At 74.1% G+C, this 23,725-nt stretch carries 17 protein-coding genes and 1 pseudogene; 11 read left to right on the top strand and 7 right to left on the bottom strand.

Annotated features, from left to right (window positions below):
* Positions 1-515: 515 nt before the first annotated feature.
* Together ACZ5NH_RS04345 and ACZ5NH_RS04340 are read left to right on the top strand one after the other, a co-directional pair.
* On the top strand, positions 516-1,169 hold the full coding sequence (locus ACZ5NH_RS04345) for a GNAT family N-acetyltransferase (protein WP_388625637.1): 654 nt from the start codon (positions 516-518) through the stop codon (positions 1,167-1,169).
* Positions 1,170-1,210: 41 nt separating this feature from the next.
* Positions 1,211-2,008 (top strand): SAM-dependent methyltransferase, encoded by a 798-nt coding sequence (locus tag ACZ5NH_RS04340; RefSeq protein ID WP_468772906.1) that lies wholly within the window; start codon positions 1,211-1,213, stop codon positions 2,006-2,008.
* A gap of 165 nt (positions 2,009-2,173) precedes the next feature.
* Here ACZ5NH_RS04340 and ACZ5NH_RS04335 read toward each other — a convergent pair whose 3' ends face one another.
* The 3 genes from ACZ5NH_RS04335 to ACZ5NH_RS04325 form a co-directional block, all read right to left on the bottom strand.
* Positions 2,174-2,437 carry a hypothetical protein gene (locus tag ACZ5NH_RS04335; RefSeq protein WP_468772905.1) on the bottom strand — a complete coding sequence of 88 codons (264 nt, stop codon included), beginning with the start codon at positions 2,435-2,437 and terminating at the stop codon, positions 2,174-2,176.
* A 38-nt stretch (positions 2,438-2,475) separates the two neighbouring features.
* Positions 2,476-4,650, bottom strand: coding sequence for an acetoacetate decarboxylase family protein (locus ACZ5NH_RS04330; RefSeq protein WP_468772904.1), 2,175 nt, complete (start codon positions 4,648-4,650; stop codon positions 2,476-2,478).
* Between the two features lie 176 nt (positions 4,651-4,826).
* Positions 4,827-5,285 (bottom strand): flavodoxin family protein, encoded by a 459-nt coding sequence (locus ACZ5NH_RS04325; RefSeq protein ID WP_451555700.1) that lies wholly within the window; start codon positions 5,283-5,285, stop codon positions 4,827-4,829.
* A gap of 104 nt (positions 5,286-5,389) precedes the next feature.
* Between ACZ5NH_RS04325 and ACZ5NH_RS04320 the strand changes: the two genes are divergently transcribed.
* Both ACZ5NH_RS04320 and ACZ5NH_RS04315 read left to right on the top strand, forming a co-directional pair.
* On the top strand, positions 5,390-6,334 hold the full coding sequence (locus ACZ5NH_RS04320; RefSeq protein WP_468772903.1) for a GNAT family N-acetyltransferase: 945 nt from the start codon (positions 5,390-5,392) through the stop codon (positions 6,332-6,334).
* 114 nt (positions 6,335-6,448) lie between these two features.
* Positions 6,449-7,147, top strand: coding sequence for a lipoprotein (locus ACZ5NH_RS04315; protein ID WP_468772902.1), 699 nt, complete (start codon positions 6,449-6,451; stop codon positions 7,145-7,147).
* Between the two features lie 46 nt (positions 7,148-7,193).
* On the opposite strand, the gene ACZ5NH_RS04310 is transcribed toward ACZ5NH_RS04315, so the two are convergent.
* Complete coding sequence (locus ACZ5NH_RS04310) at positions 7,194-9,179, bottom strand: DUF1996 domain-containing protein (protein WP_468772901.1); 1,986 nt, start codon at positions 9,177-9,179, stop codon at positions 7,194-7,196.
* A gap of 359 nt (positions 9,180-9,538) precedes the next feature.
* On the opposite strand from ACZ5NH_RS04310, the gene ACZ5NH_RS04305 reads away from it, so the two are divergent.
* Positions 9,539-11,290: an NlpC/P60 family protein gene (locus ACZ5NH_RS04305; RefSeq protein ID WP_468772900.1), complete on the top strand. Its 1,752-nt coding sequence runs from the start codon at positions 9,539-9,541 to the stop codon at positions 11,288-11,290.
* Positions 11,291-11,323: 33 nt separating this feature from the next.
* On the opposite strand, the gene ACZ5NH_RS04300 is transcribed toward ACZ5NH_RS04305, so the two are convergent.
* The gene (locus ACZ5NH_RS04300; protein WP_468773086.1) at positions 11,324-12,382 is read right to left on the bottom strand and encodes an NAD-dependent epimerase/dehydratase family protein; all 1,059 of its coding nucleotides are present in this window, start codon (positions 12,380-12,382) and stop codon (positions 11,324-11,326) included.
* 216 nt (positions 12,383-12,598) lie between these two features.
* Between ACZ5NH_RS04300 and ACZ5NH_RS04295 the strand changes: the two genes are divergently transcribed.
* The gene (locus ACZ5NH_RS04295; RefSeq protein ID WP_388625610.1) at positions 12,599-13,963 is read left to right on the top strand and encodes an FAD-dependent oxidoreductase; all 1,365 of its coding nucleotides are present in this window, start codon (positions 12,599-12,601) and stop codon (positions 13,961-13,963) included.
* A 235-nt stretch (positions 13,964-14,198) separates the two neighbouring features.
* Here the strand turns inward: ACZ5NH_RS04295 and ACZ5NH_RS04290 are convergent, their stop codons facing one another.
* Positions 14,199-15,200, bottom strand: a complete 1,002-nt coding sequence (locus tag ACZ5NH_RS04290) for a hypothetical protein (protein WP_468772899.1) — start codon at positions 15,198-15,200, stop codon at positions 14,199-14,201.
* Positions 15,197-15,589: a PadR family transcriptional regulator gene (locus ACZ5NH_RS04285; RefSeq protein WP_468773085.1), complete on the bottom strand. Its 393-nt coding sequence runs from the start codon at positions 15,587-15,589 to the stop codon at positions 15,197-15,199. The genes ACZ5NH_RS04290 and ACZ5NH_RS04285 overlap by 4 nt, the downstream gene beginning before the upstream one ends.
* Positions 15,590-15,914: 325 nt before the next feature.
* Here ACZ5NH_RS04285 and ACZ5NH_RS04280 point away from each other — a divergent pair, with 325 nt between their 5' ends.
* The 5 genes and pseudogenes from ACZ5NH_RS04280 (at position 15,915) to ACZ5NH_RS04260 (ending at position 23,672) form a co-directional block, all read left to right on the top strand.
* On the top strand, positions 15,915-17,084 hold the full coding sequence (locus tag ACZ5NH_RS04280) for a hypothetical protein (protein WP_468772898.1): 1,170 nt from the start codon (positions 15,915-15,917) through the stop codon (positions 17,082-17,084).
* Between the two features lie 31 nt (positions 17,085-17,115).
* Entirely contained in the window at positions 17,116-17,403 is a 288-nt protein-coding gene (locus ACZ5NH_RS04275; protein ID WP_468772897.1) for a DUF1232 domain-containing protein, read from the top strand.
* Between the two features lie 29 nt (positions 17,404-17,432).
* Positions 17,433-18,169 (top strand): annotated as a pseudogene (locus ACZ5NH_RS04270) (2-phosphosulfolactate phosphatase).
* 170 nt (positions 18,170-18,339) lie between these two features.
* A complete protein-coding gene (locus ACZ5NH_RS04265) occupies positions 18,340-20,850 on the top strand; it encodes a SpoIIE family protein phosphatase (protein WP_468772896.1) in 2,511 nt (836 codons plus the stop codon).
* A gap of 83 nt (positions 20,851-20,933) precedes the next feature.
* A complete protein-coding gene (locus ACZ5NH_RS04260) occupies positions 20,934-23,672 on the top strand; it encodes a SpoIIE family protein phosphatase (RefSeq protein ID WP_468772895.1) in 2,739 nt (912 codons plus the stop codon).
* The last annotated feature ends 53 nt before the right edge of the window (positions 23,673-23,725 follow it).

Below are 23,725 nucleotides of genomic sequence, written 5' to 3'. Positions count from 1 at the left end.
CACTCGACCACCCACGGACCATCCCCCACCAGTCCGAAGGATGCCCATGCACATCGCCACCCCCGCCCCGGCCCCGTCCGCCGACCCGTCCTGGACGTGACGCCGGTGTCCGGCCGGCCCGCCCGAGTCGTCTGGGCCGAGCTGCCGTCCGACCACGGCTGACGCCAGGCCCGCCGCACCCCCACTCGACCACCCACGGACCATCCCCCACCAGTCCGAAGGATGCCCATGCACATCGCCACCCCCGCCCCGGCCCCGTCCGCCGACCCGTCCTGGACCCGCACCCGCCCCAAGCCCGGATCCCAGGAACAGTCCGACTGACCCCGGCCACCCCACCGCTGCCCCCATCTCACCCTCCCGTCCCAAAACCACCCCCACCCACACGCCACCCACCCCCGAACCCCGGTACATTCGCCGCCGGTGCGGGTCGTCCGCATCCCTCGGGGCTCGGCGTCCGTACGCGTCCCGTGTCAGTCGCGCGGACCGTTGGGTCGGGGGTGTGCATGGTCTGGTCGGTGATCCGCCGGAGGCGGGCGGCCCCGGCCGGGCTGCCCGTCCCCGGTCGGTGCGGGCCGGAGGCCGGCCGGCATGTCCTGGCCACCGAGCGGCTGTTGCTGTTCACGCCCCGGACCCGGCTGGACGTGGCCGCGGCACTCGCCGCCTGCGCCGATGCCGAGGCACAGCGCTGGCTCGGCACCCAGGCGGACCTGGTCCTGCCCGATCCCGGCACCCGCAGGGCCCTGCTCGCCTGGCGGCCGGCCGGCGACGACGGCCGCCGGATGCCCCGGAAGCTGGCCCAGCCGTACGCACCCGGCCCGGACGATCCCCTGCTGCTCGTCTGCGTGCGCAGGTCGGACCTCGGCTATGCCGGCGCCCTCGAACTGGAGCACCGCACGGGCGAGATGGGCGGCTGGCTGGCGCCGGCCTGCCGTGGCCAGGGTCTGGGCGCGGAGTTGTTCCGCGCCGGCGCGGATCTCGCCCACAGACATGCCGGAATGAGCACGGTGCGGGCAGGTGCGGAGCCCGGGAACACCGCGAGCCGGCGGGCCCTGGCCCGGGCCGGCTTCGTACCGGACGAGGGGCCGCCCCGGCACACCCTGCCCGACGGCCGTGTGGTCGAGGCCGTCTGGCACCGCCACGACAGCGCGGCGGCCTCCCGCTGCCGCTGACGACCGCCCGTTCACCCCCCGCCCCTTCGCGGAGAGCCGACGTGACAGACACCGGATTCAGCCCGGATCGGATCGACACCGGCAAGCCGCACTCGGCGCGGATGTACGACTGGTTCCTGGACGGCAAGGACCACTGCGTCGTGGACGCCGAGGCCGCGGGCAAGGTGCTGGAGCTCTTCCCGGGTGTCAAGGACACGGCCTGGGCCAACCGCGAGTTCATGCACCGGGCCGCCCGGTTCGTCGCCCGGCGGGGTGTGGACCAGTTCCTGGACGTGGGCACCGGGATCCCCACCGAGCCGAGTCTGCACCAGGTCGTCCAGGCGGTCACCCCGAGCGCCCGGGTGGTGTACGTCGACAACGACCCGATCGTGCTGCGGCACGCCGAAGCCCTGCTCCGGGGCAGGCCCGAGGGCCGTACCGCCTATCTGCACGCCGATGTCCGCGAGCCGGAGCGGATCGTGGAGTACGCCCGGGAGCATCTGGACCTCGGCCGGCCCGTGGGCCTGTCGCTGATCGCGCTGCTGCCGTTCGTCACCGACGAGCAGGATCCCCGTCGTGTCGTCCGGACCCTGCTGGAGCCCCTGCCGTCCGGCAGCTTTCTGACGCTCTCCCACGTCGGCACCGAGTTCGACCCGGAGGTCTGGGAGCGGATCACGGCCGTCTACCGCTCCGGTGGCACCCAGGTCCAGGCGCGCTCGCACGCCGAGATCGGCCGGTTCTTCGAGGGCCTGGACCTGTGCGATCCGGGTGTCGTGCCGGCCACGCGCTGGCATCCCGAGCCGGGGATGCGGGTCATTGGAGAGCAGCCGGTGTATGCCGGCGTGGCCCGCAAGCCCTGAGGCGGCGCAACACCGCCACGGCCGAGTCGATGCGCCGCGACGGCTTCGCGGAGGAGGCCGCCGTGACCCTGTTCGTACAGCAGCTCGCCGAGCGCCCCGGCGGACTCCTGGGCGGCGGCATGCCGAGTCGGGGCCCAGGCCGGCCTCCGGCCCGTGCGGGACGGCTCAGTCCCCGGCTCCGGTATGGGTGGCCAATGCCTCGGCCGCGGTGCGCAGTTGCTCCGCCGCCGTGGTGCAGGCGGCGGCCTGCCGCTCCAGGGTGGGACGGCTCCAGTCGGGTGCCGCCGGGCAGCCGCTCAGGGTGGCCGCGGTGGCGAGCAGCCGACGGGCGTAGCCGTCCATGAGGTCGGCGTCGGCCCGCAGGGTGTCTACGTGCGCGAGGAGTTCGTCGGCCGAAGCCGTGATCGCTCGGGGGGACTCGGTCACCATGGCGGCTCCCACTGGGCTGGGGTGAGTGGCAGGGGGCTTCAGCGCGGCATGACGGCGCCGGCGCTGCGGTGGAGCATGAACTGGGGGCAGCTCAGGACGAACCGGGGCCGGGCCCGGTCGATGCCGAGCCGGCGCAGTTGTCCGGCGAGGGGTTCGGCCGCCGCGGTGCCCAGCCGCAGCCGCACGCCGGTGCCGCGGTGCAGCCGCAGCCTGCCGTGTGCCCGGACCAGGGTGCGAACGGTGCTGTCCTTCCTGCGGCCGTAGAGGATCCAGTCGGCCGCCGGGCAACGCATGCCCGGCCCGAGCCGGCCCTCGACGGTGAGACCGAGGTCCCGGGACCGCACGTCGATCTGCCGGTCCGTCAGCTCGGCCTCGGCGGTCGTCCGCATCGCGGGCTGGCCCCAGATCTCCCGGGCGACCACGCGGGCCTCGTCGCTGGTGACGGCGAGGGAGAGGACGTGACGCCCGCTGCGGCGCAGGTCTGCGCGGCGCAGCAGGTCCGCGCCGACGTCGTACGGGCGCGGCCGCCACAGGTCGTCGACCAGGACGGACAGGGCGATCTCGGTGTACGGGCCGATGGTGGAGCAGCGGTGCTCGTAGAGCGACAGGACGGCGAGGGCCCGTCGGCCCAGCCGGCTCGGGGTCAGCCAGGTGGCGCCGGGCAGCAGGCCGCGGGCCGCGTCGGCGGAGACGGGGAAGCAGAGATGGGCGGCGGCGGAGTCGTAGTAGCGCACCGGTACGTCGACCGGGCCGGCCGTCGTCGGGATCGAGGTGGTCGGCAGGGTGAGGAAGGGGTATCCCTCGGGCGGGTGGGCGCGGTCCTTGAGCTGGTAGGCCTGGGTGCGCACGATAGGGCCGCGGTACGGCGTGAGCGCCGCGTCGATGTCCTCGCGGGCCTCGGGGATCACCGTGCGCAGATGCTCGATGTACTCGCGGAGCATGTGGCACAGCGGGAACTCGTGGGTGGGCCCGGCGTAGTCGGCCTGGTACCAGTGCGGGTGCGGGTCGAACAGGGAGGCCGCGCTCCGGCCGTCCTGGACGGCCACGACGTCGTGCTGGTTGGTGACGACGGCGACCCAGGTGCGCGGGTCGGCGGGCTTCTCGTCGCCGACCGGGGAGCCGACGGCGACGACGTGCGTGACCCGGTAGGTGCGGCAGAACTCCTCGTCCTGGGAGAGGTTCAGCAGCGCGGTCCCGCCCTCCCCGTGCCCGATCAGCGCGAGGTCGGCCCCGCGCGGGATGCCGTAGTCCGCCAGGGCGCGCAGGACCGAACGGGTGTAGGGCGAGTCGGTCGTGAACGGGTTCCGCCGGGCACCGACGACGTCCTGCAGGGAGTGGTTGCGCGGGCGGCCCGGCGTGATGCCGGGCGCCTGGACGACGTAGCGGACGACACCGTCGGGGCCACGCACGTTCTGCACGAGGATCCGCCCGTCGCTGGACAGCACCTCGATGTTGCGGAGGAATCCGAGGAACGAACCCTCGGTGGCGATGAACTGCTTCTCCTGGTCGGTGAGGTCGACGGCCTCGGCCGCCCCCCGGTCCATGGAGGCTAGGTGCGAGGCGCTGATTCCGTGCGGCGGACGGCGCAGCGGATCGGCGGACGGTTCGCGCCCGGCCGCGCGCGCCCGGCCGGTCTCGTCGTGCTTCGGGCCCTCGTCGAGCAGGGCGCGGATGGCGAGCAGTTCTGCCATCAGCGGCGTCAGCCCGGACAGGGCACGCTGGGCGCCCCGGTCCCGGAACAGCGCGCGCAGGGCCCGTACGGCCTCCAGGTCGCGGTCGGCGGTGACGGCCTGCGTCAGCCGGCGCAGGCCCGGGTCGCGCGCCAACTCGGGGTGGTCGACGAGGACGGCGGCGATCCTCAGGCGCAGCGAGGTGACGGCTACCAGCGCGGCCAGGCTCTCCCGGCCCAGCACCGCACCGGCAGCGCCGAGCACCTGGCCCATGCCCTTCGGCGCGGTGATCGCCGAGCCGCCGAGGCCCTCCTTGCTCGTCAGGGCCCGCAGCAGCGCCCACTGGGCGGCGAGGCCGGTACGGGGACGGCGGCGCGCGGAGGCGGTCAGGGGCGGCGCGAACAGCGCGGTGCTGGTGCGCTCGGACACCGCGCGGATGCCCTCGGCGACGTCCACCACGTCCCGTGCGCACCGGCGCAGCAGCTCGCTGGCGTCCCGGCCGTCCGGCACGGGCCGTCCGGGTGCGTGGCCGTCCGCTCGCATCCGACGCTCCCTCGTTCGACGACGTACGACGACACATGACAGGGTTCAGCCACGCCGGAGGGCGCGACCCCGGTCCCATCGTCGGCCAGGGACACCGGGCCCGCACCTTCATCCGTCCAGGTAGCGGACGCCGGCCAAGCCCGGAGGCACCCGCGGGACGGTTCCTCACCCGGCGTTCACGCCCCGGGCATCAGCCCCGCCGCGACCGTGGCCCCCAGCTCCCAGCACGCCTCCGTGTCGGCCTTGCCGGGCTCCCCGGTGACCGTCACCGCGTCGGCCGCACGGCGCCAGCCGAGGCCGGTGGTGATGGCCTCGATGGCACGGACGGCGCCGGTGACGTCGTTGCCGCCGTGCACGTAGTAGCCGAACGGCCGGCCCCGGGTCTCGTCGAGGCAGGGGTAGTAGATCTGGTCGAAGAAATGTTTCAGGGCGCCGGACATGTATCCGAGGTTCGCCGGTGTGCCGAGCAGGCAGCCGTCGGCCTCCAGGACGTCGGAGGCGGTCGCGGACAGGGCGGCGCGGCGGACGACGCGGACGCCCTCGATCTCCGGTGTCGTGGCGCCGGAGACGACGGCCTCGAACAGCGCCTGGCAGTTGGGCGACGGGGTGTGATGGACGATCAGCAAGGTAGGCACACCCCGCACCCTGCCGTGCCCCCGCGGCGCCTCGCAAACAGACGGGCGTGGCGGGCGGCGCGGCGGGGTAGAGCCTGTGCACGGGGAGGACGGGAGGGGCTGCCGTGACCGGAGCGGGTGCGCTGGAGGCCGATTTCCGCCCGGACCGCCTGCCGGCCGGCTATCGGGGGCGGCCGGCGACCACCGCCGATGTCGGCGCGATCCACCGCCTGGTCGCCGCGTACGAACACGAGGTGTACGGCCGTGCCGTGACCGGCGCCGACCGCATCACCGCCGAACTCACCCTGCCCGGTCTGCGGCCGGAGGACGACACGGTGCTCGTGCACGACGGCGCGGGCACGCCGGCCGGCTACGGCTGGGTGAAGGGACGGCGGGCCAGGGTTCATGTGCACCCCGGTCACCGGGGCCGGGGTCTCGGGGGCGCGCTGCTGGCCTGGACCGAGAGCAGGGCCCGGTGCGCGGGTGGCGACCGGCTCGCGCAGACGGTGCCCGACGGCGACGGTGCCGCGGCCGCTCTCCTGCGGGCCGGCGGGTACTCCCGGCTGGTCACCGAGTGGCTGCTGCAGATCGCGCTGCCGCACGAACCGGAGGTGCCCGATCCACCGGCGGGCATCACCGTACGGCCGTTCCGGCCCGGTGACGAACAGGCGGCGTACCGGCTCACCGAGGACGCGTTCGACGAGTGGCAGCCACGGCGGAAGAGCTACCCCGAATGGGCGCGGCACACCGTCGAACGCGCCACGTTCCTGCCCGCGGCGTCACCGCTCGCCTTCGCCGGCGGCCGGCTGGTCGGGGCCGTGCTGTCGCTGGACGTTCCGGGCCACGACGAGGGATACGTCGAGCGGGTCGCGGTACGGCGCGACCACCGCGACCGGGGCATCGCCCGCACGCTGCTGCGCGAGGCGTTCCGCACCTTCCACCGCCTCGGCAGGCCGGCCTGCACCCTGTGGACGCACTCCGGCACGGGTGCGCTCTCGCTGTACGAGCGCCTGGGCATGACGGTCCGGCTCAGCACCACGGTCTACGGCAAGCCGCTCGTCACCGGCTGACCCGGGGCCGGGAGGCCGGGGACCGGGGGCCGGGCCGAACTGCGGGGAAAACGTGTTCGATGCTGTCAGTGCCCTCGGTTATGGTTGCGCCCCTGAACAGGAGGGGAGCGGGAAGTGCAGGTCAGGGTGGCGTCCGTGCGGGGTGCGGTGGTCGTGGCGGTGGTGCTCGCGGCGGTGCTCGGCGGGTGCGCGAAGTCGGCGGACGGTGACGGCAAGGACACCTCGGGCGCGTCCCCGAACGCCAGGAGCGAAGGGACCGGGGGGACGGCGACGGCGAGCGGCGGGTCGATCGGCGCGGCCGGTTCGGACTGCGAACTGCCCGTGCGCTTCGACATCGCCAGGCACTGGAAGGCCAAGGCGGTCGACGCCGAGGCGGAGCTGTCGAAGGCGTCGAAGGGTTCCGACGGCGAGCTGAGCGGGGCGCTCGCCGACGCCTTCCTGCGCCAAGGGCCGGTCACCGCGGCCTGCGAGATCGACGCCAGGCCGGCGGGCCACATCGGCTTCCTGCGCGTGTGGACGGGCAAGGCGGGCAAGGCCGACGCGGGCAGCGTGCTGCGGGAGTTCGTCGCCGCGGAGGACAACGTCAGCAAGGAGAAGTACCACTCCTTCCGGACCGGCGGCGGCCTGAGGGGCGTGGAGGTGGAGTACCTCTACACCAGCAAGCTCCTGGACGAGACGAAGAACGAGACCGCGCTCGCGGTCAGCACGCCCCATGGCCCGGTCGTTCTGCACCTCGGCGGGATGGACACCGAGGAGCACGAGGCGATGCGGCCCGCCTACGAACTCGCCAAGCAGACGCTTGAGTTGACCTGAGGCCCTGTGCGGACAGGGCGCTCAGGCCCTCCATCTCGGCATCCTCTCAGTACCGGAGGCGCCGGGCCCTGAGCAGCATGATCAGGCCCGACAGCGCGAGCAGGACGCCGAGTGCGGCGGGCCACAGGTGGGCGCCGGTCTCCGCGAGTGCCCCCTGCGTGCCCTGGGGTTGGGGCTGGGCGGGGGTGGGCGGAGCGTATCCGGCGGCCGTGGCCTGGGCGGCGGGCGCGGACTGAGCGGGATCGGAGTGAGTGGCCGCGGGCCGGGTGAGCGAGGGCGTGGGCGTGTGCCGTGCCGGCTCCGTGGAGCTGTCCGCCTTGCCCGTACGGTGCTGCCCGGCACTGCGGGCCGGTGCGGTCGTGTTGGACGGCGCGGTCGTGCGGGCCGGCGCAGTGGTGTGGGCCGGCGCGGTGGTGCGAGCCGGTGTGGTCGTCGCGTCGGTCCTCGGTTCCTCGCTGGGCTGTGCGGCCGAGGGCACCGGCGCGGAGGAGGCGGTGGAGGTGGCGGTGGCGCCGGGCTGTTGCGCCGTACCGCCGCCCGGGGCGGCCGTCGTACCGGAGCCGGAACTCGCCGTGGGTGACGCCGTCGTACCCGAGCCGTCGCCGCCGGGGCCGCAGGTGCGGCCGGAGTTGATGCAGTCGACCATCTGGCGCATCAGGTCCTCGTCGAAGACGTTGACGAAGTCGCCGTGGTCGGTGACGGGCTTGTGCAGCTGCTCGGGGAAGGAGTCGACCGCGAAGAGCGGGACCGTACGGCCGCCGTCCTGGAGGCTGGGTGCCTTGACGTCGTAGACGATCCGCTCCACCAGCTGCGGGATGGCGCGGAAGCCGGCCGGGCAGGAGCCGTCGGGGGCGGTGAAGGCCACGTGGGTGCGGTGGTTGGCGCTGTCGATGTTGCGGCCGTCCCAGCAGCTCTGGAACCGGAAGCTGCGCACCACGTCGCTGCCCGGCGGGCACAGCGGGTACTTGTCCTTCAGCTGCCGGTCCTCGTAACCGGTGCAGCTCCAGGACGCGTTGGCGTTGCCGGGACCGTTGACGAAGGCCTTGGCGTCGCCGGTGATGATGCGCAGCAGGCGAGGCATGGCGGTGACCTTGCCGAGCGGGTTGCCGGTGAAGGTCAGCGTGACCTGCTTGGGCGTGACGATCTGGCCGGCGTTGCCCTCCGTGCCGCCGCCCGGGGATCCGGCGTCCCGCTCCTGTGTGCCGTTCTGCAGGCGCAGCACCGGCCAGTAGTACGAGGACTTGTCGCCCTGGTCGACACAGCTCGTCCCGGCCTTCGCGAGGTCGTCGTCGCTCGCGAAGGCGTTGTTGCCCTGGTTGCCGACGTAGTCGTGGAAGTGGTGGGCGCCGTTGGAGACGCCGGGGGCGACGATGACGTTGTCGGAGTTGAACAGGCCGTTCGCGTTGACCCCGCAGTCGGAGCTGAAGCTGCCGCGCGAGGCGTCGGCCTGCTGCGGCGGGTTCGACGCGGCGGGCGGTGCGGAGGTGATGTCCGCGTAGTCGGAGACGACGGGTCCGTTGCCGCCCTGGCCGGCGCCGCTCGGCTGGGCACCCGAGGTTGGGGTGGCGGAGGTCGGGGTGGCGGAGGACTGGACGCCGCCGCCCGCGCCGTCGCCGCCGGGGCGCAAGGTGCAGGCGGCCAGGGCGTCCAGGCCCTGCGGGCGTTCCCCCGCCCGGTCGATGGCGTCGGTGATCCGGCCGATCGCCGCGGCCCGCTGCTCCTTCAGCGGGCTCATGATCGTGTCGTCGACCGAGCCGGAGTCCTGTCCGCCGGCCTGTCCCGACTGCTGGAGCTGCCGGTAGGCATCGGCCGTCTGCCGGTCCAGCAGGGCGAGTTCGCGGTCCACGTCGGACCGGGCGGCGTCCGGTACGGCGGTGAGCCGGCTGCCGACGTCGGGGCAGTCGATCGTGGTCATGCCCGCGGACAGGACGTGTCCGGTTCCGTTCGTGCCGGAACCGTCGCCCCAGCTCTCGGTCGCCGAGGCGTAGACGTTGGCCGCCACGAGGCCGCCTCCGCCCAGCATGAGAGCCATCGCTGCGAAGGTCGCGCGTCGTGCGCCGGTCGGGCGTCTGCGCCTGTTGCGTGCCAAGGTCGTCCCCTGTGTGGTGTGTGCGCCGGTCGGGCATGGAGCTCCCCGGCCTCATACGGAGGGCGGCACAGAAGTGTTCAAGGGAATCGCGGATTCACCGGCACCTCACAGGAAAACGCGGAACTCGCCCCTTCCCTTTCGAACACCACCACGAACATCACAAATACGTATCGGACATTTCACACCTCAACCTTCACACGAGGCACACACGTTGGCTAGGTTGACGCGAGGCCGCCCGGCCCTCGACGGACCGGACGCATCGGCCCAACTGCCCTGCGGGGCAAGGAAGGAGCGTGTCTTCCATGGCGCCGGAGAGCCGCGACGAGGTTGCGCAGGACGAGGTCCGGCAGCGGATCGACTCCCTCTACGACCGGGCCGAGAACGAGACCGGGAACTACAACGCGACCCGGGCCATGGCCTCGGTGACGCGCTCCCGGGGCGTCCCGCTGGCCAAGCGCCCGGGGCGGCGACCGGAGCCCGCTCTCGACGAGATCGCCCGGCAGTGGTTCGACGGGGCACGCGCCAAGCTCGGCCCGACCGTCCCCGCCGCGCTGCCCGCCGACCGGCTGCCCGACCGCCCGGCAGCGGCTGCGGGCCGCTCCCGGGGCCGGACGGGCGGCGCATCGGACGCCCTGGGCATGGGCATGCCCACGCGACGGCCCGAGGCCCTGGAGCGCGCCACCGACCGCGTGGTGGCCGAGCTGACGGCCGGCCGGGCGACGGATCCGGAGAGTCTCGCCCTGGCGGCACGCGAGAGCGCACGCGTCGCCCTGAACGGACCTCGGCGGCTTGAACTGCCCGGTGGTCAGCCCGGGTTGCCCGCTCTCGACGGAACGGGTACGCCCGGCGCGAGCGCCGCGTACCTGGCGCTGCCCGGGGCGGCAGCCCCGGCGGGGCCCGATACGCGCGGTGTACCGGCCGGTCTCGATCCGGTGGACCCGGCCGGCCTCGGACAAGGGGAACCCACCGGTCTCGGTCTGGCGTATCCGGCCGGCCTCGGTCCGGCACCGACGGCCGACGCCGGACCCGTCGAGACCGCCGTCCTTCCGGTGGTCGGGCCGTCCGCCGCGCAGGGCACCCCGGTCCAGGAACCCAGGACACTGCCCGGTCCCGCCGCGCCGGCCCGCCCCTCCCCCGCCACGTCCAAGGCGAACAACCAGCGCAAGCTGGCCGCGGCGAGCGACGTGATCACCCGGTACACCGCGCGGCTCACCACAGCCGCCGCGACCGCCCAGGCGGCGCCGATGACGGCCACACCACCCATGCCTGTTACGGCCGCATCCCCCATGCCGACGACGGCCGCGACGTCGCCCCCCGTCACCCCGGCACCCACCGCGCCCGCCACAGCCGTACCCCCCACACCACCCGCGCAGGCCACCTCCCCCACCAGTCCGTGGGACCAGCCGGAATGGACGGCACCCACCGCGCCCGCCACAGCCCAACCGCCCACACCACCCACCCAGACCACCTCCCCCACCCCCGCAACCAATCCATGGCAGCAGCCGGAATGGACGCCACCCACCCAGACCACCTCCCCCACCCCCGCAACCAACCCGTGGCAGCAGCCGGCATGGGAAGCACCCAGCGCGCCCGGTGCGGTGGTGACCGCGATGCCGGGCGTGGAGGCCTCGCCCGCCACCCCGGTCTCCGGGACCGGCGCCGCTTCCCTCGTCGTGCTCCCCGAGTCGCCCCGGGCCGTGCGGGCCGCCAAGGCCATCGCGTTCGCCCGGGCGCAGATCGGCAAGCCTTGTGTATGGGGTGCGACCGGGCCGGACTCGTACGACTGCTCCAGCCTCACCCAGGCCGCCTGGAAGGCCGCCGGGGTTCAGCTGCCGCGGGCCGCGTACGAGCAGGCGCTCGCCGGTGCGCCGGTCACCCTCGCCGGGATCGAGCCCGGCGATCTGGTCCTCTTCTTCGACGACGACCGGCACGTGGGACTCCATGTCGGCGGCGGCATGATGGTGCACGCGCCGGGCCCGGGATCGTCCATACGCGAGGAGTCGATCTACGGCGCCGGGGAGTCGGCGATCCACCGGATCGTGCGGCTCTCCTGAGCGGTCCGCCGACCGGGGCGACCGGTACCGGGATCAGCCCCGGCGCCGGTGTGCGCGCCGGCTCTCGTAGTGGTCGAGCAGGGTCTCCTCCAACGGGCGGTAGCTCAGGCCCAGTTCGCGGATGCTGCGGCTGTTGTCGACACGGAAGCGGATGCCGAGGTGCCGGCGGATGTAGTCCTGGGTGAGACCGAAGGCGGGGCCCAGGACCCGGACCGGCCAGTGCGGGAGCCTCGTGCGCGGCAGCCGGAGGTCCAGGGGGTGGCGGGCGAGGAGGATGCGGGCCATCTCGTGGAACGACGTCATGGTGTCGGCCGCCACGATGTACCGCCCTTGCGCGGCCGGGTTCTCGGCGGCGGCGATGTGCGCGTCGGCCACGTCCCGGACGTCCGCCGTGGTGAAGCTGAAGTCCGGTGCGCCGTAACAGAAGTAGCCCTGGAACAGCTCGTCCAGCAGGAAGAGGCTGCCGGAGTCGGACGCGGGGGTGAACGAGGGCCCCAGGATCAGCCCGGGGTTGACCGACACCATGCGCCAGCGGTCCTGCGCCGCCTCGGCCGTCCACGCGGCGCGTTCCGCCAGCGTCTTGGCGTAGTGGTAGGGGTTGTTCTCGACGGTGCTGGTGGTGTTGAAGTACCGCTCGGACAGGATCCGGCCGTCCATCGCGAGCGCATCGGCGTAGTCGCCGAATATTGCACCCACGGTGGACGTGAACACCAGCGTGTGCACCTGCGGGGTCCGCTCGATCGCCGCCACTACGTTGCGGGTGCCCAGCAGTGCCGGGTCCACGACGTCCCGTCGGCCGTCCTTGATCCGCTCCGGCATCAGGAACGGTGCGGCCACATGGAAGACGACCGCGCAGTCGCGGAACGCCGCGTCGAAGGCGCCACCCTCGATCAAGTCCGCCTCGAAGAGACGGAGTTGGCCGGGGAATGCTTCCTGCAGCTCCCACAGCGGCCGGACCTTGGCCGCGTCGGCCCGGTTCCGTACGGTGGCGTGGACCCGGTAGCCCCGTTCCAGCAGGCGCCGTACCAGATGGCTGCCGACGAAGCCGCTGCCGCCCGTCACCGCTACGCTCGTTGCCGCGTGTCCGTCCACGCCCGCCGTCCCCTTCCCGCCGTCCCCTTCCCGCCGTCCGAGGACAGGGTCCGGCACCGGCCGCTCCAGGGGAACACTCCGGGCCATAAGACAACGCTGGGTAAGTCATAAGATCCACTTATGGGGTCATAGGCGGGACCCGTGTACCAACTTAGGCCTGCCTTAGCTTAGGCTTCCTGATCAAGTCGCCCATTCAGACGCGAAGGGAACCTGATCATGCCGCGCCCCCTGCGGGTAGCCATCGTCGGAGCCGGCCCCGCCGGGATCTACGCCGCCGACGCCCTGCTCAAGTCCGAGGTGGCCGCCGACCCCGGTGTGTCCATCGACCTCTTCGAGCGGATGCCCGCCCCGTTCGGCCTGATCCGGTACGGCGTCGCCCCCGACCACCCGCGCATCAAGGGCATCGTCACCGCCCTGCACCAGGTGCTGGACAAGCCGCAGATCCGGCTGTTCGGCAACGTCGACTACCCGACCGACATCAGCCTGGACGACCTGCGCGCCTTCTACGACGCGGTGATCTTCTCCACCGGCGCGACGGCCGACCGCGAGCTGTCCATACCCGGCATCGACCTGGACGGCTCCTACGGCGCCGCCGACTTCGTCTCCTGGTACGACGGCCACCCGGACGTCCCGCGCACCTGGCCACTGGAGGCCGAGAAGGTCGCCGTCCTCGGTGTCGGCAACGTCGCCCTCGACGTCGCCCGCATCCTCGCCAAGACCGCCGACGAGCTGCTGCCGACCGAGATCCCGCCGAACGTCTACGACGGCCTGAAGGCCAACAAGGCCGTGGAGATCCATGTCTTCGGCCGACGCGGCCCCGCCCAGGCGAAGTTCAGCCCGATGGAGCTGCGCGAGCTGGACCACTCGCCCACCATCGAGGTCATCGTCGACCCCGAGGACATCGACTACGACGAGGGCTCGATCGAGACCCGGCGCGGCAACAAGCAGGCCGACATGGTGGCCAAGACCCTGGAGAACTGGGCGATCCGGGACGTCGGCGACCGCCCGCACAAGCTGTTCCTGCACTTCTTCGAGTCGCCCGCGGAGATCCTCGGCGAGGACGGCAGGGTCGTCGGCCTGCGCACCGAGCGCACCGCCCTCGACGGCACCGGAAACGTCAAGGGCACCGGCGAGTTCAAGGACTGGGACGTCACGGCGGTCTACCGCGCGGTCGGCTATCTCTCCGAGAAGCTGCCCAAGCTGCCCTGGGACCTCGACTCGGGCACCGTCCCGGACGAGGGCGGCCGGGTCGTCGAGGAGGGCGGCGCCCACCTCCAGTCCACCTACGTCACCGGCTGGATCCGGCGCGGTCCCATCGGCCTGATCGGCCACACCAAGGGCGACGCCAACGAGACCGTCGCCAACCTGCTGGACGACTACGCGGGCGGCCGGCTGCACACCCCGGCCTCGCCGGACCCGGAGGCGGTGGACGCCTTCCTCGCCGAGCGCGAGGTCCGCTTCACCACCTGGGAGGGCTGGTACAAGCTGGACGCCGCCGAGCGCGCCCTGGGCGAGCCGCAGGGCCGCGCGCGCGTGAAGATCGTCGAGCGCGAGGACATGCTCCGGGAGAGCGGGGCGTAATTCCGGGACTCCACAAGACACGGCGAGGGGCCGGCGCCGATGCGCCGGCCCCTCGCCGTGTCTTGCATGAACCCGGTAGATCCGGCGCGGGCCCGCCCGCCCGTGTCGACGGCGCGCACGACCTCGGGTTCCGCCTGTGCCTGCCGGTGGCGAAAACCCCGGCGGCCCGGGCCCGTTGCAGTCCGTGCCACCGCTGGGCGGCACCCCGTGGCAGGCCGCCGACGCCCCGTGCGGCTCAGCGTGCCGCGAGTTCGCGGCGGCCCGCCACCGTCAGGAGCACGGTCAGCAGGGCGAGCGCGGCCGTCTGGGCGAGGCCGCCGCCGGTGTACGCGGCGGTCCCGGGCAGCCTGAGCCAGGGGTAGACGGCGGCGACACGCGCGGCCAGCAGGAGCAGGCCGAGCGCGGCGAGCGCGAGGGCACCGCCGGGCGCGACGCTCACCGCGCGGCGCGCGCTCCACAGCAGCCGGCCGAGGGCGGCGACGACGAAGCAGTTGGCGGGCCCCCACACCAGGTCGTCGGCGACGGGCATGAGCACCGTGGACGCGCCCGTCACCACGCACGCCGCCATGAAGACCAGACCGGGGGTGCCGACGGGCAGCCGGGCCGGGGGTGCGTCGCGGTGGTGGGCGGCGCACAGCGCCAGGGCGGGCAGCCAGGCGAGCAGCGCCAGCGTCACGACGAACGCGGGCTCCGTGATGACCGTCGCCCCCGTCAGCGAGCGGACCAGCGGCCACAGGCTGGGCACCGCGGCCACCAGGGCGCCGATCCGCGCGAGGCGACGACGGTCGTACAGGAGGGCGAAGTAGGCGACCGTCCAGCCGAGCGGCAGGATCCACTGGGCGACGGCGAGGGTCGCGGCGAGGGGGCCGTGATCGGTGAAGTCCGCGAGGAACAGCCGCCGTTCCCCGCCGCCCCGGGTGAACGACCAGGTCAGCCGCAGGATCGGGGCGACGACCGCGGAGGCCGCCAGGAGCAGGACGGCGGCCAGCGCGAAGAGCCGTGCGCCCGATCCGAGCAGGACGTAGCGCCGGGGTGCCCCGGCGGCGCCGAGGCGGCTGCGCACCGCCAGGGCGGCGATGCTCGCCACCTCGCCGAGCGTGGGCCGGCTCTGGTCCTGGGTGTCGCGGTCGAGGTCCGCCAGATACGTCTCGACCATCTCCTCCTCCCGTTCCCGCCGGTAGTAGGCGGGGAGCAGACGCAGGACGGTGCGGTAGCGGGCCTCCAGCAGCGTGGTCATGCGTAGCCTCCCGCGAGTCCGGGTGCGGTGGGGGGTTCGAGCCCTGCCGGGCCCGAGGCGGGGCGGGCGGGGGCGCCAGCGCGGCGGCCCTCGGCGATGCGCCGCTTGGCCGCCCCGGCGCCTGCGGCCATCCGCTCGGCCTCCGCGTCCAGGGCGGCCACTCCGTCGTCGGTGAGCCGGTAGTAGCGCCGCAGCCGGCCCTGTCTGACCTCTTCCCGGTCCAGCGCGATCAGGCCGTCCGCGGTCAGCCGGTCCAGCACTCCGTAGAGCGTGCCGACCCGCAACTGCAGCTCTCCGGCGGAGAGTTCCGCCACCTCGCGCAGGATTCCGTAGCCGTGGCGGGGCTGGTCCGCGAGCGCCGTGAGGACGAAGAACGCCGCCCGGGTCATGCTCTTCGCTGTCATGCGGCCAGGATATATCGACTGCCGATATATATCGAGGAGCGCGGGTGATCGCTGCGAGAACGGGGTCCGCCCCTGGGCGGATGGCGGGCGGACCCCGTTCGCCGGACCATTGTGGGAGCCGTACGAGGGCGCGACCACGTGTGAACGACGGCCGCCCGACGCGTGTCCCGCGCGCCCCGGGTGCGGGGTGCGCGTCCCGTGTGCGGGGGCCCGTCCGCCGCGACGCGCCGCCCCGGGGCCCCGGACGACGTGGCGCGCCGCCGAGCGGTGATACTGGGAGGCGCACCCGCCCTCATCAGCAGATTGGCTCATGTCGAACTCCACCGCCGACCGCGCCGCCGTCCCGCCGACCCTCTGGGCGGCCCGTGGCCGCCACACCGGTCCCGTTCCCGAGGAGGTCGTCCGCCGCACCCTGCGCCGGCGCAAGGAGAGCGGCGACCTCGACGACTTCGCCGAGCCCCTCGTGTCCGAGGACGCGGCCCGGCGCGTGTTCGAGGCGCGCTGGCGGGTCGCCGGCACGGTGACCGTGCGGGCCCGGCTCACCCTCGTGACGCAGGAGGAGCGGCGGCCGGGGCAGGAGTGGCGGCTCGTGGCGGAGGCGGAGCGCCCGTGGGACGAGACATGGCCCTCGCCGGCGACGCTGTTCTGGCCGGAGGGCGCGGCGGGCGAGGACGGCTCCTGGGACCACCACGCCACGGTGACCGGAGTGCGCCTGCGGCAGGTCAACGCGCTGCCCGCGGACGACAAGGAGATGCGGCGCAGGCTGCGGGACGCGGCGCGCGAGGCCTGGTGCCTCAACGTCGTCGTGCACGAGGCGATGACCCCGGACGAGCAGGGCAGGCTGCCGCTGACCCGGCTGCTGCCGCCGGGGCTCAGGCACCGGGTGGTGGAGCACCGGGCCGCGCCGCACCAGTTCCGTGCCGTCAACTGGGCGCTGAAGGACCTCGGCGTCGAGGTGCCGCGCGGCGGCGCGGTGCTGCTGCCCCCGGATCCGGCTCCGGAGGGCTACGACAGCCGGGAGCACACCGTCCGCAGCGTCTTCCTGGACGGTTCCGAGCCCGCCGAACTCCTCGCGGCCCTGCGGCACTTCGCCGCCCTGCCGCGGCCGCTGCCGCGGGCGGTCGAGGAGGCGCTGACCGACCTGCGGGACAACTGGGCCCTGATGACCCTGCAGGAGGAGCTGGAGCGTGAACGGCGGCAGGTCGCCCGGTACGCCGAGGCGCTGGAGGCGATGACCAAGTCCCGTGACCTGTACAAGGAGGCCGCCGAGCAGGCCCTGGAGGCCCTCGCCGCCTACCGTGACGTCCCCGCGCCCGCCCTTCCGCACCAGCAGTCCGCGTCCCGGACGCCCGGTGCGCTGCAGCAGCTGACCCGGACGTTCGAGCGGCTGAGGTTCACGGCGAAGAGCCGGCTGCAGTCGCCGCCCGCGGCGGAGAGCGGCAGCACGGAGCCGGCCGACGGCACGGACCGGTCGTCGTAGCCGTCCGGTCGGAACCCGGGAGGGAGACCGCATGGATTCCACCACCACCCTGCTGGTGATCGGCGCCGTCGTCGCGGCACTGCTGCTCGCGGTCGCCCTCGGCCTGCTGGTACGGCTGGTGCGCGCCCGGCGCGCGCTGCGGCGGGCCGGGCTGCCGACGGGCCCGCGCTGGGTGTTCTGGGGCGCGATCGCCTATCTGCTGCTCCCCACCGACCTGCTGCCCGACCCCGTCTACCTGGACGACATCGCCGTCCTGCTGCTCGCCCTGCGCAGCCTGCGCGCCGCCCGGCCGCTGCCGCCCGGTCCGGCCGAGTACTGAACGGCCGCCCCCGGCCTGATCATGGAGTGATGCAGACCGATTTCACTGGTATACCCGGTACGCCGAAGGCCCCGGACGTGGCCGTGGCGTCGATGTCATACGGGCGTTCACCGTGGCCGCCGGGGCGTTCCGCCGCGGTGGTGAGCGGATCGTCTTCGCCGCTGCGCAGCAGGAGGCCCTGGAGCTGAAGTCCCGTCACCCTGGCCGGCTCGCCTTCCAGGACGGTGAGCCGGTGCCGGGGTTCGACCTGGCCAACTCGCCCGCGCGGCTGCGTTCGCTGGACGTCCGGGGCCGTACGGTCGTGCGGAAGACCACCGCCGGGACGGCCGGGGTGCTCGCCGTGGCGGACGCCGGGCTGCTGCTGTGCGCGAGCTTCGTGGTGGCCGGTGCGACCGCCGAGGTGCCGCGCCGGGTCCGGCCGCAGACGGTGACCTTCGTCGTCACGGGTGACGGCGGCCGGGCCGAGGGGGATCTCGCCTGCGCCGAGTACGCCGAGTACATCGCGGACCGCGTCCCGGCGGCCGACGCGGACCCCGCCCCCTACCTCGAACGGGCCCGGCGCTCCGACGCCGCCGCCCGGCTCGCCGACGGGGTCCGGCGGGGCTGGACCGGCGTCCATCCCGAGGACGCGGCGATGTGCCTGGAGGCGGACACCTTCCCCTTCGCGATGGCGGCCGCCCGGCTGGACGGTCATCTGGTGCTGCGTCCGGCGGACACCGGGAACCCCGAGCCGGACCTTGCGGGACCGGCACGACCGGCCGGCTGACAGCTGCGCCGGGCCCGGTCGGTGGCCCCACGGCGGCACGCCCCGACCGTCCCGGCCCCTTTCCTCGGCTCTCTCCCTGTTTCCCGCTCGTACCAGGTGCGTCGCACGGTCCTCCAGGCGCATTCTTGCTGTGTCATCCACCCGAAGGCGCACGGGACGAGGCAGGGGCGATGACTGGGAGCGGTGGCGAGCAGGCGGTCCGTACGCGGGCCCGGCTGGCCGCGCTGCTGGCCGACACCTCGACCGGTGCGCTCGGTGCGGCCGGCGGCCGGGTGGCGGCCGTGTATCTGCGCTCCGGCACCCCGGGCCTGCTGCGCCTCGCGGCCCTCGCGGGGCTGCCCGGACCGCTGTTCCGGCCCTGGTGGCGACTGCACGTGCAGCGCCCCTTCCCCGTCGCCGACGCCTACCGCCTCGGCGTGCCCGTGGTGCTGGCGAACGCCGCCGAGACGGTGCGCCGGTACCCGCAGTTCGCGGCGGGCCTGCCCTTCCCGTTCGGATCGGTGCATGTGCCGGTGCCGGGCGGGAGCGAGCCGCTCGGGGTGCTCATGGTGCTGCGCCCGGCGGTGACGGACACCGCGGACGAGTTGCTGGACCGGGAGCTGCTCGACAGGCTCGCCGAAGGCCTGGGCGCCGAGTTGCTCGGGCTCGCCGACGGCGACCCGGGCGCGGTGGTCTGGGACCGTGAGCCGCTGTGCGTCCGGCCGCCCGCGAGCCGGCCGGCGCAGGCCGTCGTGGCGCGGTTCGGCTGGGATCCCGTGACCTCGGCGGTGCGCGCGGACGACCGGCTGCACGCCCTTCTCGGGCTGTCCCCCGGCGACTTCGAGGGGACGGACACGGCGCTCGCGCACGCGCTGGCCCCGCACGACGCACACCTGGTCCTGGCCGCGCTGCGCGACACCGCGGCCGGGAAGCCGCCCGCCGCGCCGCTGTGCCTGCGGGCGCAGGACGGCACGCCGCGGCTGCTGGACCTGTGGCCGGCCACCGAGGGCGGGGCCGGCGAGCAGGTCGACGGGGTGGTGGTGGTCCCGGGGCGCGCCGAGTCCGCGGACGGCGCGGCCGACCTGCTGCCGCAGGGCGTGTTCTGCCTGGACCGGCTGGGGCTGATCGTGTACGTCAACGAGGCCGCGGCCCGGCTCGCCGGCCGGGACCGGGAGTGGCTGCTCGGGCGCTCGCTGTGGGAGGCGATGCCGTGGCTGGGCGGTGCGCCGTACGACGACCATCTGCGCGGCGCGCTGCTGTCCCCGGGCCCGGTGCACTTCCATGTGCGCCGGCCGGCCGGGGAACGCGGCGAGCCCGGTGCGGACGACTGGCTCGCCGTGTCGGTGCACTGCAGCGAGGACCTGCTGAGCTGCACGCTCGTCCCGGCCAGCCGGATGGACCCACCGGTCGGCCCGGCCGACGAGGAGCACGTCCTGGAGGACACGGTGACGGTCGGCGGCTCGCTGGCGCCGCTGTACCGGCCGATCGCCCTGGCCATCGCGCTGACGGACGCGGTGACCGCCCGGCAGGTGTCGGCGGTGGTGGTGCGGGAGCTGCTGCCCGCGTTCGGCGGCGGGTGCCTCGCCATCTACCTGCTCCAGGAACGGCATTTCTATCTCGCCTGGGAGACGGGCTTCCCGCAGGGGTTCCTCGATCCTTTCGAGGGGATCGGCCTCGACGCGCGGCTGCCGGGCGTGGAGTGCCTGACCACGGGCCGGCCCCTGTTCTTCGAGTCGATGCAGCAGATGGCGGCCGCCTACCCGGGCATCCCGCTGGACGCGGACGAGGGCGCCCGGGCCTTCCTGCCGCTGATCGCCTCCGGCCGGCCGGTCGGCTCGTGCATTCTCGGCTTCGACTGCTCGCGCGGCTTCAGCGCCGAGGAGCGCACGGTCCTCACCGCGCTCGCCGGGCTGATCGCGCACGCCATGGAACGGGCCCAGCGCTACGACAGCGAGGCGGCCCTCGCCCGCGGCCTGCAACAGGCGCTGCTGCCCCGCCGGCTTTCGGCGCATCCGCAGGTGGAGACCGCGGGCCGGTATCTGCCGGGCACGCAGGGCATGGACGTGGGCGGTGACTGGTACGACGTGGTCGAGGCGGGTGACGGGCTCGCGCTGGTGATCGGTGATGTGCAGGGGCACGGGGTGCAGGCGGCGGCCACCATGGGGCAGTTGCGCAGTGCCGTACGGGCGTTCGCGCTGGGCGACCGGCCGCCCGACGAAGTGCTCAGCGGTACCAACCACCTGCTGATCGACCTCGATCCCGGTCAGTTCGCCAGTTGCTGCTATCTGCGGCTGGACCCCGCCACCGGCCGTGCCCGGATCGCCCGGGCGGGGCATCCGCCGCCGCTGCTGCGGTCCCCCGACGGGCGGACCCGGCTGCTGGACGTCCCCGGCGATGTCGTCCTCGGGGTGGACCCGCAGGCCCGGTACCCGGTGGCCGAACTGCTGCTGGAGCCGGACGCGATCCTCGCGCTGTACACGGACGGGCTGGTGGAGCGGCCGGGCGCGGACATCGACGACGGCATCGAGGCGCTGCGGCTGGCGCTCGCCAGGACCGGGGCCGCCGCCGGGCGCCGGGGCGGGCGGTCGCTGGCCGGGGTCGCCGACCGGCTCACGGCCGCCGCCCGGCACGCCACCGACCGGCCCGACGACGTCGCGCTGCTGCTCGCCGCCCGCCGTTCGGGCCCCGTACGCCTCCGGTGAGCGGACCGCGCGGCTCCGAACGGCCGTAGCCACCTCGGGTGATGGTCTCGCCGGAGCGGGCCGGGCAGTGTAGACATGGGCACATGGTGCGACTGCCCGGCCGAAGTGCGACCCGGCCGCCCCGTCCTTCCGGGCCCCCGCGCGCATCGGGGAGCCCGGGGCCGCGGGGCTCGGGCAGGAACGGCGGCGGTCCCGGGGCGCTGCGGTCGGTGGTGACGAGGCGCAGCGTCGCCGGGCAGGTGTTCGTGCTCCAGGTGGTGATCGTGCTGCTGCTGATCGTCGCGGCCGTGGTGGCACAGGTGCTCCAGGTGCGGCGCGACAGCGACATGGCTGCCCAGAACCGCTCGCTCGCCGTCGCCCAGTCGTTCGCGAACGCGCCGGGCACGGCGGCCGCGCTGCGCTCCCCGGACCCGACGGCCATCCTCCAGCCCAAGGCCGAGGCCACGCGCAAGGCGACCGGCGTGGACTTCGTCGTCGTGATGACCACCGACGGCATCCGCTACACGCACCCCAACCCCGACCGCATCGGAAGGAAGTTCGTCGGCACCATCGGCCCCGCGCAGGCCGGCGGCACGGTCGTGGAACACGTCACCGGCACCATGGGCCCGCTGGTGCAGGTCGTGGTGCCCGTGAAGGACGCGGCCGGCAAGGTGGTGGGCCTGGTGTCGGCGGGCATCACCACCGCGCATGTGGGCGGGGCCGCCAAACAGCAGCTGCCCCTGCTGCTCTCGGCGGCAGCGGCGGCGCTCGCGCTGGCCACCGCGGGCACGGCCCTGGTCAGCAGACGCCTGCTGCGCCAGACGCACGGCCTCGGGCCGTACGAGATGACCCGGATGTACGAGCACCACGACGCGGTGCTGCACGCGGTCCGGGAGGGTGTGCTGATCGTCGGCGACGAAGGCCGGCTGCTGCTCGCCAACGACGAGGCGCACCGGCTGCTGGACCTGCCCGAGGACGCCGAGCGGCGCAGCGTGCTGGAGCTGGGCCTGGACGACGAGACGGCGGCGCTGCTGGCCTCGGGCCGGGTGGCCACGGACGAGGTGCACCTGGTCAAGGACCGGCTGCTGGCCATCAACCAGCGCCCCACCGATGTCCGCGGCGGCCCGGCGGGCAGTGTCACCACGGTGCGCGACTCCACCGAGCTGCGCGCCCTGTCCGGCCGGGCGGAGGTGGCGCGCGAGCGGCTGAACATGCTGTACGACGCCGGGGTGGGCATCGGCACCAGCCTGGACGTGACCCGTACCGCCGAGGAACTGGCCGAGCTGGCGGTGCCGCGGTTCGCGGACTTCGCGACCGTGGACCTGTTCGACGCGGTGCTGCACGGCGAGGAGCCCAAGCCGGGCACCGCACTGCGCCGCGCCGCCTGTGCCGGCATCCGCGAGGACTCCCCGCTGTATCCCGTCGGCGAGCGGATCCGGTTCGTGGCCACCTCGCCGCAGGCGCGCAGCCTGACCACCGGGCAGTCGGTCCTGGAACCCGTGCTGCGCGAGGCGCCCGGCTGGCGCGCGCAGAACCCGGAGCACACCGGCCGGGTCCTGGCGTACGGCATCCACTCGCTGATCACGGTGCCGCTCCGGGCGGGCAACCTGGTGCTGGGCGTGGCGAACTTCTGGCGTGCGGAGAAGCCGCAGCCGTTCGACTCCGAGGACCTGGCGCTCGCCGAGGAGCTGGTCGCGCGGGCGGCGGTGTCCATCGACAACGCCCGCCGGTACACCCGCGAGCACAGCATGGCGGTCACGCTGCAGCGCAGTCTGCTGCCGCGCTCGCTGCCGGAGCAGGACACGCTGGATATCGCCTACCGCTATCTGCCGGCGCAGTCCGGGGTGGGCGGCGACTGGTTCGACGTGCTGCCTCTGTCCGGTGCCCGGGTGGCGCTCGTGGTGGGGGACGTGGTGGGGCACGGGCTGCACGCGGCGGCCACCATGGGCCGGCTGCGCACGGCGGTGCACAACTTCTCCGCGCTGGATCTGCCGCCCGACGAACTCCTCGGTCTGCTGGACGAGCTGGTGGGCCGGATCGACCAGGACGAGACCGCCACGGACGGTTCCGCGGCGATCGCCGGAGCGACCTGCCTGTACGCGGTGTACGACCCGGTCGCACGGCATTGCAGCCTTGCCCGGGCCGGCCATCCGCCGCCCGCGCTGGTGCACCCCGACGGCCGGGTGGAGTTCCCGGAGGTGCCGGCCGGGCCGCCGCTGGGTCTGGGCGGGCTGCCGTTCGAGACGGCCGAGCTGGAGCTGGCGGAGGGCAGCCGGCTGGTGCTGTACACGGACGGGCTGGTGGAGGACCGCGAGCGGGACATCGACGTGGGTCTCGAACTGCTGAGCGGCGCCCTGCGCGACACGCCGGGCGCCTCGCCGGAGGAGACCTGCCGCGCCGTGCTGGACCGGCTGCCGGCCCGGCCGAGCGACGACGTCGCGCTGATCGTCGCCCGGACCCGGGTGCTGGGCGCCGACCGGGTCGCCGAGTGGCAGGTGCCGTCCGATCCGGCGGCGGTGTCCGAGGTGCGGGCCGCGGTGACCAGGAAGCTCGCCGACTGGGACCTGGTGGAGCTGGACTTCACCACCGAGCTGATCCTGAGCGAGCTGGTCACCAACGCCATCCGCTACGGGCGCGGCCCGATCGGGGTACGGCTGCTGCGCGACCGCACGCTGATCTGCGAGGTGTCCGACCGCAGCACGACCTCCCCGCATCTTCGGTACGCGGCGACCACCGACGAGGGCGGCCGGGGCCTGTTCCTGGTCGCGCAGCTCGCCGACCGCTGGGGCACCCGCTACACCTCCGACGGCAAGATCATCTGGGCCGAGCAGCCGCTGCCGTAGACCTCGGCGGAACGGTGTCCGGGAATTGTGTTGAGGACACGTCAGCGAACGAG

It is taken from the genome of Streptomyces sp. NPDC031426 (genome assembly GCF_055581585.1).
Note: the sequence above shows the minus strand (reverse complement) of the source record. Positions and strands in the feature narration are given on the sequence as shown.